We start from the raw sequence: 12,812 nt of genomic DNA, 5'->3' as shown, positions 1-12,812 counted from the left end.
AAGGAACACGCACATGTCCGATCCCAAACCTTTCGTCGATATCCGGCACGCCCAGAAAAGCTATGGCGATCTGGAGGTGCTCAAGGACATCGATCTCAGCGTCCAGCGCGGCCAGATCGTGGCGATCATCGGCCCGTCAGGCTCCGGCAAAAGTACGCTTTTGCGCGCCATCAACGACCTCGATCCGCTGACGGGCGGCGAGGTGTGGCTGGAAGACGTTCAGGTCAACAAGAAGCTGCCGCACCGCCAGTACGAAAAGCACATCAACCAGGTGCGCCAGCAGATCGGTATGGTGTTCCAGCACTTCAACCTGTTTCCGCATCTCACCGTGCGCGAGAACATCACCATGGCGCCCAAAATGCTCAAGGGACTGTCGGACGAAGCGGCGAACAAGCTGGCGGAAGAGCAGCTCGAGAAGGTGGGGATGATCGATCGTATCGAATATTACCCCTCGCGGCTTTCCGGCGGGCAGAAACAACGTGTCGCGATTGCCCGGGCGCTGGCGATGAACCCGAAGGTGATGCTGTTCGACGAGGCGACCTCAGCGCTCGACCCGGAACTGGTAGAGGAGGTGAACCTTGTCATGAAGAAGCTCGCCGAGGAGCACATGACGATGATCATCGTCACGCATGAGATGGGCTTCGCGCAAAGCGTGTGCGACAGGGTGCTGTTCATGGATCAGGGGGTCGTTGTGGAAGAAGGGCCGCCCGACGTGATTTTCCGCAACCCGCAGAACGAGCGCACGCGCGGCTTCCTGCGCAAGCATCTCGAAGGCGCAAACGGTCACTGAACATGTCGCATCTTTTCTACCAGTCCCGGCTTGCGAGGCCGGCGCTCGATCGTGCCGAAGGCATCTATATGTGGGACCAGTCGGGTAAGCGCTATCTCGACGGATCGTCAGGGGCGATGGTCTCCAATATCGGCCATTCCAATCCCGCGGTGCTCGAGGCGATGCGGCGCCAGATGGACCGCTCGACCTTCGGCTACCGATTGCATTTCGAAACCGAGGCGTCCGAAGCGCTGGCCGCCAAAACGGCGGAACTCAGCCCGGAAGGCATGAACAAGGTGTTCTTTGTGTCCGGCGGATCGGAGGCCGTGGAAAGCACGCTCAAGCTGGCCCGCCAATATGCCATCGCGATGGGGCAGGGGCAGCGCTACAAGACCATTTCGCGCATGCCGTCCTATCACGGCTCGACGCTCGGGGCGCTGGCGGTTACCGGCTATGACCCGCTGTCGGTGCCCTTTGACCCGATGATGGAAGGCATGCCGAAAATCCCGGCGCCGCGCGCCTATCTCGACGGTCTCGATGCGGACGATCCCGCGACCGGGCGGCACTATGCCGACATGCTGGAAGACAAGATCCTCTCGGAAGGACCGGAGACGGTGCTGGCCTTCATCGTTGAACCGGTGGGCGGCGCCTCAACCGGCGCGCTCGTGCCGCCGGCGGGCTACATGCAGCGGATCCGGGAGATCTGCGACCAGTATGGCGTTCTGTTGATCCACGACGAAGTGATGTCGGGTGGCGGACGCACCGGCCGGTTCTGGGGCGCGGAACATTGGGACGTGGTGCCGGACCTGATCGCAATCTCAAAGGGGTTTGGCGGCGGCTATGTGCCGCTCGGTGCCATGGTCGCGCGCGACGACATCGTCGAGGCGGTTCTCGATGCCGGCGGTTTCCTGCACGGGCACACCTATGCCGGCAATCCGCTGGCCTGCGCGGCAGGGGTTGCCGTGGTCGAGGAGATCGAGCGGCAAGGGTTGATTGCCAACGCTGCGCAGATGGGCGGACTGCTCAAATCCCGGCTCAAGGGCTTGATGAACCGCTATCCCTTTATTGGTGACGTACGCGGCAAGGGGCTGCTGCTGGCGTTCGAGCTGGTTTCAGACCGCGCCACGCAGGCGCCACTGCCCAAGGGGCTGAACGCGTTCCAGCGTCTGGTGGACATTGCCTATGACAAGGGGCTGATCATCTATTCGCGGCGCACGCGGGGCGGCACCGAAGGCGATCATTTCATGGTCTGCCCGCCCATGATCGTGACCGAAGAGGGCATTGACGAGATCATGGATGGCCTGCGCGCGTCCCTCGACCAGTTTGCCGCTGAGGCCGGCCTTGAAACCGGCGGGGCCGCATGAGACTGCCCGACAAGACAACGCGTCTTGAAGAAGCTGTCGCCCATATTCGCGACGGCGCCACCATCATGGTCGGCGGGTTCGGTGTGCCGGGCACGCCCTTCACCCTGATCCGGGAGTTGGTGCGGCAAGGGCAGACCGGGCTGACGGTGATCAAAAACGACGCCAATGAGCAGGATATGGGGATCGACCATTTGCTGGTCAGCGGCCAGGTGCGCAAGCTGATCAGCACGCATATCGGGCTCAACCGGCGGGCGATCGAACTGCTCAATGCCGGGCGCATCGAGGTCGAGTTCTGCGCCCAGGGCATTCTGGCCGAACGCATCCATGCGGGCGGAGCGGGGCTGAAGGCGATTGTCACCGACATCGGGCTGGCGACCGAGCTCACCGCCGGCAAACCGCGTGTCGAGATCGATGGCGAGGCGGCGGTGATCGAAACCGCGCTCAGAGCGGATGTGGCACTGGTGCATGCGGACCGGTCCGACGTGTTCGGCAATCTGGGTTACGCGGCGGTGGCGCGGAACTTCAATCCGATGATGGCCATGGCGGCGGACCGCGTGATCGCCGAGGCCGAGACGGTGCTGCCGCTCGGCGGGCTGGCGCCCGATGCGGTGCACACACCGGGACCGTTCGTCGATCATGTGGTGGGACTTGAGGCGTTGAGCGAGGAGTATCAGGTTGTCCGGCGCTAGAGACAGGATGGTTGCCCGCGCGGCCGGTGAGATTGCGCCCGGACTGGTGGTCAATCTGGGCATCGGCCTGCCGACCAGGGTTGTCGATCACCTTTCGAGCGATTTCCCGGTATGCCTGCATTCGGAGAACGGGCTGGCCGGAATCGGGCCCTCCGTTCCGTTCGAGGCGGCTGACCGAAACCTGATCGATGCGGGTGGCAGCTATGTGTCGACTATCCCCGGCAGTGCGTTTTTCGATAGCTCCACATCGTTTGCGCTGGTGCGCAGCGGGCGGCTCGACCTGACGATGCTCGGGGCGTTCGAAGTCGCCGAGACCGGGGATCTGGCCAATTGGAAGATCCCGGGCAAGTTCTCCCCGGGCGTCGGCGGCGGCATCGAACTGGCGCAAAAGGCGCTGCGGGTTGTCGTTCTGTCGACCCATACCGACCGGCAGGGCAACCCCAAACTTGTGAAGACATGCACCCTGCCGTTGACCGCGCGGGGCTGCGTCAACCGCATCATCACCGATATGGCGGTGATCGATGTGACGCCGCAGGGGTTTGCGCTCCGGGAACTCGCGGACGGCGTGGGTGTGCGTGAAGTCGAGGAGGCCACCGGTGCGCCGCTGACCGTGCCGGATGGCGATATTCCGGTTTATTGAGGCAGATTGTGAGCGAGACCGACAAAACCGCCATCCTTCATGCGGTCGACGCGCTGTTCGACAAACAGCTCGCGTTCCTGGCCGAACTGACGTCCCACGCCTCCACCCGCGGCCATGAACAAGGCGCGCAGGACCTGATGGCGTTGGCGTTCGAAGAGCGTGGATTGGCAGTCGACCGCTGGCAGATCGATGTCGAAGACATCCGGGACATGCCAGGCTTCTCGCCGGTTGCCGGCAATTACGAGGATGCGGTCAACATCGTGGGCAGCCATCGAAGCCGGACCGGAAAGGGCCGCTCGCTGATCCTGAATGGCCATGTGGATGTGGTGCCGGAAGGGCCGCACGATATGTGGGACACGCCGCCCTATGCGCCGCGGATCGATGGCGGCTGGATGTATGGCCGGGGTGCCGGGGACATGAAGGCGGGGCTCGCCTCGAACCTGTTTGCGCTCGACGCATTGCGAGAGTGCGGTGTTGCTCCGGCGGCCGATGTATTCGTGCAATCGGTGGTGGAAGAGGAGTGCACAGGCAATGGCGCGCTGGCCTGTCTCCAGCGCGGCTACCGGGCCGATGCCGCGTTGCTCCCGGAGCCATTCGCCGAGAACCTCGTCACCGCTCAGGTCGGCGTGTTGTGGTTCCAGGTGCACCTCAAAGGGTTGCCGACCCATGTGGCCTATGCCGGAAGCGGTGCCAATGCCATCGAGGCGGCGATCCCGCTGGTCGCGGCTCTCAGAGAGATGGAAGAGCGCTGGAACGCGGCGGAGGGGCGGCATCCCGACTACGCTCATGTGGACCACCCGCTCAACTTGAATGTCGGGAAGATCGCCGGCGGCGACTGGACAAGCTCGGTGCCGGCCTGGTGCGTGTTCGATGTGCGCATGGGCCTCTATCCCGGCCAGGACATGGCGGCTGCCAAATCCGAGATCGCGGAGGTTCTGAGAGAGGCCGCGCAGCGCAACAATTTCCTGCGCAACAACATGCCCGAAATTACCTTTGTCGGCTTTCAGGCCGAAGGCTATGCGCTTTCCGAGGACACCGGGACCACGGCAAGACAGGCGATCAGTACGCTGGCCGATGCTCACCGGTCGATCAATCAAAGCGAACTCGACCAGATCGCCATCACCGCGACCACCGATGCCCGCTTTTTCGGGCTCTATGCGGATACGCCCGCGCTTGTTTATGGCCCGCGGGCCGAAGCCATTCACGGGTTCAATGAGCGGGTCGATCTCGAAAGCGTCCGCCGCGTCACACAGGCGACGGCACTATTCATCGCCGATTGGTGCGGGCTCGAGGATCTTTAGGACAAACCATGCGTGAAGCTGTCATCGTCTCAACCGCCCGCACGCCGATCGGCAAGGCCTATCGCGGGGCGTTCAACGATCTCGAAGGGCCAGTGATGGCGGCGCATGCTGTGCGCGCGGCGGTCAGCCGGGCCGGGCTCGACGGGGGCGAGATCGAAGAAGCGGTGTTCGGCGCTGCCCTGACCCAGGGAACAACAGGGGTCAACACGGCGCGGCATGTCGTGCTGGCCTCGGGTTTGCCCGACAGCGTGGCGGCCGCCACGATAGACCGGCAATGCGCGTCAGGGCTCAATGCAATCGCCAATGCGGCCCATATGATCATCGCCGAGGGCGTGAATATTGCTCTGGCTGGCGGGCTCGAGAGCATTTCGCTTGTCCAGAATGAAAGCTGGAACGGCTCCCGCTATCACAGCCCGGGGGTGACCGAAGCCTATTACCTGTCCATGCTCCAGACTGCCGAGATCGTGGCGAAGCGCTATGGCGTGTCGCGTGAGGCGCAGGACGCCTATGCCCTGCAAAGCCAGCAGCGGACGGCCGCAGCGCAGGATGCGGGGCGCTTCGCGGACGAAATCGTTCCGGTCGACGCGGTCAAGCTGGTCACGGATAAGCAGAGCGGCGAAACCAGCAAGGTGCCGGTGCGGATCGAGGCCGACGAGTGCAATCGCCCTTCGACCACGCTTGAAGGCCTTGCCGGGCTCAAGCCTGTTCTCGGACCAGAGACCAGCATCACCGCGGGGAATGCCAGCCAGCTCTCGGATGGCGGTTCGGCCATGGTGATGATGGAACGCGGGGAGGCCGCGCGGCGGGGGCTTTCTCCTCTCGGCGTGGTCCGCGGCTTCGCTGTGGCCGGTGTCGCGCCGGACGAAATGGGTATCGGTCCTGTCGTTGCCATTCCCCGTCTGCTCGAGCGTCATGGGCTGGGCATCGAGGATATCGGGCTGTGGGAGATCAATGAGGCCTTCGCCTCCCAGCTCCTTCATGTCCGTGACCGGCTGGGCATTCCCGATGACCGGCTCAACGTGAATGGCGGCGCGATCTCGATCGGCCATCCCTATGGTATGTCAGGCGCGCGCATGGCCGGGCACGCCCTGATCGAGGGACGCCGGCGCCGCGTGCGCCATGCTGTTGTTTCGATGTGCGTTGGCGGCGGGCAGGGCGCGGCGGGACTGTTCGAAATCGAGGCGTGAGCGGAGGCTGCCATGGCCTGCGCGGCAACATGCCATGGTCATTCCGTGCTTGTCTTGCGCGTCCGATTCTTATCTAAGCGCATGTGGTTCCAGATACTTTCCGATCGCTGCACCGCATCCCGGGCAGGGGGGCTGTGACATTCCTGTTGCCTTGATGGTCAGTGTCATTGCGGTATCAAAGTTGAGATATACCTCCAAAGTCTTTGAACAGGTCTTGTGACATTGCCCCAGCGTCGATAGGTAGGCGGCGTCCAAGCGCGGGGAACCTCGAATGAGAGTATCGATTTTTGGCACCGGTTATGTGGGGTTGGTGACCGGGGCGTGTCTTGCCGATTCGGGTCATTCCGTTGTCTGCATGGACGTGGATGCCAAAAAGATAGAGGCGCTCCTCGCCGGACACATCCCCATTTACGAGCCCGGTCTCGAGGCTATCGTCTCGCGAGCGCTGAGAATGGGCACCCTGTCCTTCACCACCGATCCGGACGCGGCGGTATCGCACGCGACAGTTCAAATGATCGCTGTCGGTACTCCTCCGGACGAGAGCGGCGCTGCAGACCTGCAATACGTCCTGGCTGTGGCGAAGGACATTGCGACCCGTATGACCGATGACAAGATCGTGGTCGTCAAGTCGACGGTGCCGGTGGGGACCAGCGACCAGGTGCGGGATGCGATGACACAGGTGTTGACGTCCCGGCAGGCCGGTCACTCTGTCGATCTCGTTTCGAATCCAGAATTCCTCAAGGAAGGCGCGGCGGTTGGAGATTTTCAGAAGCCGGACCGGATCATCGTGGGAGCCGTGTCGGAACGAGCCAGGGCAGTGTTGCAAGAGGTCTACGAGCCCTTCAACCGGAACCATGACCGCATGTTGTTCATGGATGTGCGCTCTGCCGAGCTGACCAAATATGCGGCGAACGCCATGCTGGCCACGAAAATCAGCTTCATGAACGAGATCGCCAACCTGGCCGAGCGTCTTGGTGCCAATATCGAGAATGTACGCCAGGGAATCGGGTCGGACCCTCGCATTGGGTATGACTTCATCTACCCGGGTCTCGGCTATGGCGGATCCTGTTTCCCCAAGGATGTTCAGGCTTTGGTGCGCACGGCGGCCGATGTGGGCTATGAGGCACCGCTGATCGAGGCGGTCGAGGCCGTCAATGCCCGGCAGAAGACCGTTCTGTTCGACAAGATCGAGGCCTATTTCAGCGACAATGGCGGACTGTCGGGCCTGACGATTGCGGTCTGGGGCCTGGCCTTCAAGCCCAACACCGATGACATGCGCGAGGCGCCGTCACGCGCGCTGATCGAAGCGCTCTGGGACGCCGGGGCCAGGGTACGGGCCTATGATCCGGTCGCTCTGGACGAGATGAAGCGCATATACGGTGAGCGAGATGATCTCGACTTGGTCGATACGCAGTATGGCTGCCTGGATGGTGCCGACGCGCTGGCGATCTGCACCGAATGGCGGCAGTTTCGCGTGCCCGATTTCGCCGAGATGAAACGCAGGCTCAACACGCCCCTGATCTTCGACGGCCGCAATATTTATGCGCCCGACCGGTTGCGGCACGACGGCTGGAGCTATGTCAGCATCGGACGGGCCCCGATGATCTCCGGGGAACGCGGAAAAGAGGCCGCCTCGTGAAGGTCCTGGTCACGGGCAATGCCGGGTTCATCGGCTTTCATGTCGCAAGGCGCCTGATCGAGCGCGGCGACGAGGTCGTCGGCTTCGATTGCATCAACGACTATTACGATCCGGCCCTCAAACAGGCTCGCCTGGCCGAGCTCGATGCGCTGGCAAAGCGGCAGGGCGCGCGCTACGGCTTCGTCCAGGCCGACCTGGCCGACCATGCCGCGGTGGACAAGGTTTTCGCGCAGCACGGGTTCGACCATGTGATCCACCTCGCGGCCCAGGCCGGCATCCGCCACAGCCTTGAGGCGCCGCGCGACTATGTGACCGCGAACCTTGTGGGCTTCACCAATATTCTCGAAGCCTGCCGGCACAACAGCGTCGCCCATCTGACTTATGCCTCGACCTCTTCGGTCTACGGCGCCAATGCGCATCTGCCCTATTCCGAGCATGACGGGGCCGATCATCCCCTGCAGCTTTATGCGGCAACCAAGCGCGCCAATGAGCTGATGGCGCATTCCTATTCGCATCTGTTCGGCCTGCCGACGACGGGGCTGCGCTTTTTCACGGTCTATGGCCCCTGGGGACGCCCCGATATGGCGCTGTTCACCTTCACCCGGAAGATCCTCGCTGGCGAGCCCATAGAGGTCTTCAACAATGGCGACCACACCCGCGACTTCACCTATATCGACGATATCGTCGAGGGCGTGATCCGCACGTCCGACCGGCCGGCAACGCCCGATCCCGAATGGAACGCCGAGGCGCCGGACCCGGCCTCGTCAAGCGCTCCTTTCAGGATCTTCAATATCGGCAATTCGCAGCCCGTGCGGCTGGGCGACTATATCGACGCGCTCGAACAGGCCCTGGGCCGCAAGGCGATCCGCGAGATGAAACCGCTGCAGCCGGGCGACATCCTCGATACCTGCGCCGATACGACGGAACTGACCCGCGCCACCGGCTATGCGCCCGCAACGCCGATGCGCGAAGGGGTGCGCAAGTTCGCGCAATGGTATACGAGCTTTTATGGCGATTCCCGATAACCCGCGAGGCAGCGCCGTGAAGGCGATCAGCGGCGCGATCGACGCGCTCAGGACAGGCGAGGGGCTCAAGGGCCAGCTGCTGCGCGGCGGCGTGGGCTCGATCGCGGTCAAGATCGGCTCGACCCTGATCAATGTCCTGCTGGCGATCGTGCTGGCGCGCACGCTCGGGGTGGAAGGCTTCGGGGTCTATTCATTCGTTTTCGCCCTGATCACCATCATGGCCATTCCCGCGCAGATGGGGCTGCCGAACCTCGTCGTGCGGGAGACGGCCAAGGCCCAGGCCAATGGCGACTGGGCCCTGATGAAGGGGTTGTGGCGCTGGTCGACGCTGATGGCGCTGGCGATGTCGGTCGCGCTGATGGCAGTTGGCGCCGCCGCGGCCTGGATCTTTGCCGCGCAATTGCCCGAAGGCGGTCTCGCCGTCTTCTATTGGGGCCTGGTCCTGGTGCCGCTGATCGCGCTCGGAAACCTGCGCGGCGCCGCGCTGAGGGGGCTGAGGCATGTGGTGCAGGGGCAGCTGCCCGAATTCATCCTGCGCCCGGCCTTCCTGATCGTGCTCGTCCTCGGTATGCATTTCGGGCTCTCAGCGAGAACAGTCACGGCCTCTGATGCGATGCTGCTCCACGCCATCGCCAGCCTCGCCGCCTTCGCCATCGGCGCCTGGATGCTGCTGAGGGCAAGGCCGGGGGAGTTGCGGGAGGCGGCAGCCTCGGAAACCCGGCCCGGGGCGTGGTTGAAGAGTGCCTTGCCGCTTGGGATGATTGAGGGGATGAAGCTACTGAACCAGCACCTAGGTGTCGTGACACTAGGGTTACTGGCCGCAACGGAAGAGGCCGGCATATTCAGGATCGCAATCCAAGTTGGCTCGCTCACTGGAATAGGATTGATCATAGCAAATTCCTTTGCTTCACCATTCATTGCCCGCTTGCATGCCAGAAATGAACATCGCAAGTTAAAAGTGCTTCTCTTAATATTATTTTCTGCCACTCAGTGCGCGGCCCTAATAATACTTATAATATACGTAATCTATGGAGATAAAATCGTTAGTGTCGCGTTCGGAAATAACTACGCAACCGCGTATTTTCCGATATTATTGATCTCAGCAGGTCAAATGGCTAACGGCCTGGGTGGGTTGCTGGCAATATATCTAACTATGACAGACCGACAGACGGCGGCACTTAATTGTGCTATCGTTGCTGGTAGCCTGCACGTAATCTTAGCTATCGTGTTGGTACCTCACTTCGGACTAACCGGCGCGGCCAATGCATTCTTGATCACTCAGATTGGATGGTCAGCTATTCTAGCCGGCTACCTAGTATTTTTCACCAACGATGTAGAATATAATAGATAGATCAATGAGATTTTCGATCTTGGGAACTAAAAGAAATTCCAATCAAAATAATATTCGTATCGATGCACTATCTCCGGCAATTCTAATAATACTGTACTTTGCACTAGATATTGTTTCGGTATACATATATGCAAATATCAACATTAATGAAGTAAATATATTCCTGCCGTTGGCAATGAGTCGAGAATCTCTATTATTCGGATTTTTCGTTTCTTCTCTATATTTGTTATGTTGGTATGTATCGTATTTCTTATTTCGGGGGCGATTGAGGTGCCCAGATACAATACAGAATGATATGCATGAAAATGCAAAATTCAATTTTTGGTTCTATGTGATATCTCTTCTTATTGGCATTGTTGCTCTCCATTTTTTGATATTAAGTCATCCGCTGTATCAGCGGGGACCAAGAAGTCAGCTGACTACTGGTTTGCATGGAAAGTTACTGTTCTCGTGTGTCGTGTTTTCAATAGTGACTTTTTGGGTGTTCTGTTGCGCCGTCGCTGCGGAATGGCGTGTCGCTAAGCCTGAGAATACAAGCCACAGGCTATTATACTCAACGGTAGTCTTGATTGGTTTGGGCGCCTTACTCTCACTCGTTCTTTGGCAGATGGGGGGGCGAGAGCGTGCACTAATGCCTTTGTTTGGTGCTGTGTTTGCATTTCACTATAACTTTAAGCGAATTTCACTATTAAATGCCGCAATCGTTGGCGGATTTGTTCTGACGCTTGCTTTGGCGCTTGATGGAATGTTTCAAGGGGGGGAAGGGTTTGAGAGAATCCTTCTAGTCTTCAGTCCAGCTAATGGTCGAAATTTTGATGGGCTCTACAACCTAGTGTCCGCCTTGCAGATGTACTCGAGCGAAAACATGTTAGGTGGCGCTGGCTGGGTCAACGCCATTCTGGATGATTTGGGCTTTGATGGAGGCGCATCAACGCGGGAAGAATTCATGCGCTCCTTGCTTGGTTTGAAGGAGGTGCACGTGGGGTTCCCTCCCACCAAAGCGGGGGACCTCTACATGAACTTCCTGTATCCAGGAATTATGATTGGTGGAGCTGCAATGGGAGCGTGTTCGGCCGTTACCTGGCGATATTTTGTCAAGGCAAGAGTGCTTGGACTTGCTTCAGTTCCACTTTATTTATCGGTGGTCTGGGTGCTTGGTACGGCAAGCATCAGGGGGTATTTTGTGTTTGAAGATTTTGTAATTGGAGTGTTTTACATTTTTGCTTGTCTTGTCATTTACGTAATCAGTCAGGGGAAGATGTGGTTCACTCGATGGCGTTCGCCTTAACAAATATTTCGGGACGTCCGCCGAATGTCTGAAGCATCCAAAGAGCAAATTTATATATAGACTCGGGAAGGCGGTTTGTGGAAACCGCAGCAATTCGATCAAATCCTCCAGCTTGAACTGTGATGGTATCGATGCGATAGCCACAATCTTCGATCAAGTTCCCGATGGTCTGTACTGTCCAACTGTATACGTGATGGTTTTTCTCGCCGCGCACAAATGTCCGAGTTCTCTTTCCCTTTTCCAACGGTACTACGAGCAATAGTGATCCATCCTTCTTGGAAATACGATGGATTTCTTCAAGTGTTGCGGCAGGATTGGGAACGTGTTCAAGGACGTGGTGGCAAATGACAACGTCGGCAGTTTCATTGGGTATTTCTTTTGAATCGGCGCACCATTCGATGCCGCAGCGAACAACATCTCGTTCCACAATGGGCGAAATGTCAAAGCCGATTGCTCTAGCAACTTGGAGGTCTGCCAAATTCCAGCCGCTACCGCACCCGTATTCAAATACAGTGTCTCTTGGATCTATGTATTTTTGGAATTTTTTTGATCGAGTCTTGTAGATTCGAGGCAGAGATTTCTCCGGTACCAAGCGCTTGCTGTGGTAGCTTTTCCCATCGTTGTGTTTATAGAAATCTTCTGTCTTCATGCTTCTGCCATATATAGGTTGACTGTTCGGTAGTAGCTTGATTTGTGTCTGGCTTTGCGCAGGGAATCGACACCTTATTGTCGAAGGTTTCGGACCTTTTCAAGGAATGTGTCTGGTGATGCAACCTAGGATGCTGATCATCGGCCCCATGAAAGCCGGGACCACCTGGATGCACGACTACCTTGCCGCGCGCGGTGACGTGTGCCTGCCTTTGGGTGTGAAGGAAACATTCTATTTCGACCGTTACCACGACAAGGGGCTTGACTGGTACGAGGATCACTTCCGCCAATTCGATCCAGACCGACATCGGATCAGGGTTGAGGTTGCTCCCAGTCTGTTTCACTCTGCGGAAGCACCTGGCAGGATCAAGCGAGAGCTCGGGCAGATACCGCTTATTGTGGCGCGTCGTGATCCCATTGCGCGCTCATGGTCGCACTACATGCATCTTCGACGTTACGGATATACGCAGAAGCCCTTGGCCGAGGCCATTGGCGATTTCCCCGCAATCATAGCGGCCAGCCAATATGACCAGCAAATCGCCCGATGGCGCGACGTTCTGCCGGATGCACTAATCCACGAATTGAATCTCGACCTGTTGAAGTCAGATAGCGACGGTTATGTCAGAGAGCTTTGTGACGTGCTCTCTATTCCTTATTTGCCGGTGCCAGAGGCGCTTTTGCGTGAAAGCAACATGGGAGCGGTGCCACCATCCTATTTCGCCGCGAAGCTTGGTCGCAGGCTGTCCTACGGGTTGCGTGGATTGGGCCTATATGGCCTGATCAATGCCGCCAAGGCAGCGGGGCTTCGGCGCGTGTTTTTCGGGGGGAGCAGCAGGTCCCAACGCACGCCTGGACCAACTGAGGCCGAGCGCGCCCTGCTGATTGAGCAGCTTGGGGGCAGCACATAGGTC

At 59.2% G+C, this 12,812-nt stretch carries 12 protein-coding genes; 11 read left to right on the top strand and 1 reads right to left on the bottom strand.

Annotated elements, in window-relative coordinates:
• Positions 1-13: 13 nt before the first annotated feature.
• From G489_RS0106140 to G489_RS22395, 10 genes are all read left to right on the top strand, one after another.
• Positions 14-790: an amino acid ABC transporter ATP-binding protein gene (locus G489_RS0106140; RefSeq protein ID WP_029040795.1), complete on the top strand. Its 777-nt coding sequence runs from the start codon at positions 14-16 to the stop codon at positions 788-790.
• 2 nt (positions 791-792) lie between these two features.
• Positions 793-2,133 carry an aminotransferase family protein gene (locus G489_RS0106135; protein ID WP_029040794.1) on the top strand — a complete coding sequence of 447 codons (1,341 nt, stop codon included), beginning with the start codon at positions 793-795 and terminating at the stop codon, positions 2,131-2,133.
• A complete protein-coding gene (locus tag G489_RS0106130) occupies positions 2,130-2,822 on the top strand; it encodes a CoA transferase subunit A (RefSeq protein WP_029040793.1) in 693 nt (230 codons plus the stop codon). Before G489_RS0106135 ends, G489_RS0106130 begins: the two co-directional genes overlap by 4 nt.
• On the top strand, positions 2,809-3,462 hold the full coding sequence (locus G489_RS0106125; RefSeq protein ID WP_155889328.1) for a 3-oxoacid CoA-transferase subunit B: 654 nt from the start codon (positions 2,809-2,811) through the stop codon (positions 3,460-3,462). The genes G489_RS0106130 and G489_RS0106125 overlap by 14 nt, the downstream gene beginning before the upstream one ends.
• 8 nt (positions 3,463-3,470) lie before the next feature.
• Positions 3,471-4,763, top strand: coding sequence for an ArgE/DapE family deacylase (locus G489_RS0106120; protein ID WP_029040791.1), 1,293 nt, complete (start codon positions 3,471-3,473; stop codon positions 4,761-4,763).
• 8 nt (positions 4,764-4,771) lie between these two features.
• Positions 4,772-5,950 (top strand): acetyl-CoA C-acyltransferase, encoded by a 1,179-nt coding sequence (locus G489_RS0106115; protein WP_029040790.1) that lies wholly within the window; start codon positions 4,772-4,774, stop codon positions 5,948-5,950.
• Positions 5,951-6,221: 271 nt separating this feature from the next.
• Positions 6,222-7,589 carry a UDP-glucose dehydrogenase family protein gene (locus G489_RS0106110; RefSeq protein WP_029040789.1) on the top strand — a complete coding sequence of 456 codons (1,368 nt, stop codon included), beginning with the start codon at positions 6,222-6,224 and terminating at the stop codon, positions 7,587-7,589.
• The gene (locus G489_RS0106105) at positions 7,586-8,614 is read left to right on the top strand and encodes an NAD-dependent epimerase (RefSeq protein WP_029040788.1); all 1,029 of its coding nucleotides are present in this window, start codon (positions 7,586-7,588) and stop codon (positions 8,612-8,614) included. Before G489_RS0106110 ends, G489_RS0106105 begins: the two co-directional genes overlap by 4 nt.
• Complete coding sequence (locus G489_RS19340; RefSeq protein WP_162142410.1) at positions 8,598-9,965, top strand: oligosaccharide flippase family protein; 1,368 nt, start codon at positions 8,598-8,600, stop codon at positions 9,963-9,965. Before G489_RS0106105 ends, G489_RS19340 begins: the two co-directional genes overlap by 17 nt.
• Before the next feature lie 4 nt (positions 9,966-9,969).
• Positions 9,970-11,253, top strand: a complete 1,284-nt coding sequence (locus G489_RS22395; RefSeq protein WP_155889327.1) for a hypothetical protein — start codon at positions 9,970-9,972, stop codon at positions 11,251-11,253.
• On the opposite strand, the gene G489_RS22210 is transcribed toward G489_RS22395, so the two are convergent.
• Positions 11,231-11,902 carry a class I SAM-dependent methyltransferase gene (locus G489_RS22210; protein WP_081691429.1) on the bottom strand — a complete coding sequence of 224 codons (672 nt, stop codon included), beginning with the start codon at positions 11,900-11,902 and terminating at the stop codon, positions 11,231-11,233. The genes G489_RS22395 and G489_RS22210 overlap by 23 nt on opposite strands.
• A gap of 130 nt (positions 11,903-12,032) precedes the next feature.
• Here G489_RS22210 and G489_RS0106085 point away from each other — a divergent pair, with 130 nt between their 5' ends.
• Positions 12,033-12,809 carry a sulfotransferase family protein gene (locus tag G489_RS0106085; protein WP_029040786.1) on the top strand — a complete coding sequence of 259 codons (777 nt, stop codon included), beginning with the start codon at positions 12,033-12,035 and terminating at the stop codon, positions 12,807-12,809.
• Positions 12,810-12,812: the final 3 nt, after the last annotated feature.

The organism is Cucumibacter marinus DSM 18995, from assembly GCF_000429865.1.
Taxonomy (GTDB): Bacteria; Pseudomonadota; Alphaproteobacteria; order Rhizobiales; family Devosiaceae; genus Cucumibacter; species Cucumibacter marinus.
This window is presented reverse-complemented; position numbering and strand designations above follow the sequence as displayed.

Bases quoted from the DNA above. Each gene is read 5' to 3' on its own strand.
- G489_RS0106140 (WP_029040795.1), top strand. From the start codon at position 14: ATGTCCGATCCCAAACCTTTCGTCGATATCCGGCACGCCCAGAAAAGC.
- G489_RS0106135 (WP_029040794.1), top strand. From the start codon at position 793: ATGTCGCATCTTTTCTACCAGTCCCGGCTTGCGAGGCCGGCGCTCGAT.
- G489_RS0106130 (WP_029040793.1), top strand. From the start codon at position 2,130: ATGAGACTGCCCGACAAGACAACGCGTCTTGAAGAAGCTGTCGCCCAT.
- G489_RS0106115 (WP_029040790.1), top strand. From the start codon at position 4,772: ATGCGTGAAGCTGTCATCGTCTCAACCGCCCGCACGCCGATCGGCAAG.
- G489_RS0106110 (WP_029040789.1), top strand. From the start codon at position 6,222: ATGAGAGTATCGATTTTTGGCACCGGTTATGTGGGGTTGGTGACCGGG.
- G489_RS19340 (WP_162142410.1), top strand. From the start codon at position 8,598: ATGGCGATTCCCGATAACCCGCGAGGCAGCGCCGTGAAGGCGATCAGC.
- G489_RS22395 (WP_155889327.1), top strand. From the start codon at position 9,970: ATGAGATTTTCGATCTTGGGAACTAAAAGAAATTCCAATCAAAATAAT.
- G489_RS22210 (WP_081691429.1), bottom strand. From the start codon at position 11,902: ATGAAGACAGAAGATTTCTATAAACACAACGATGGGAAAAGCTACCAC.
- G489_RS0106085 (WP_029040786.1), top strand. From the start codon at position 12,033: ATGCTGATCATCGGCCCCATGAAAGCCGGGACCACCTGGATGCACGAC.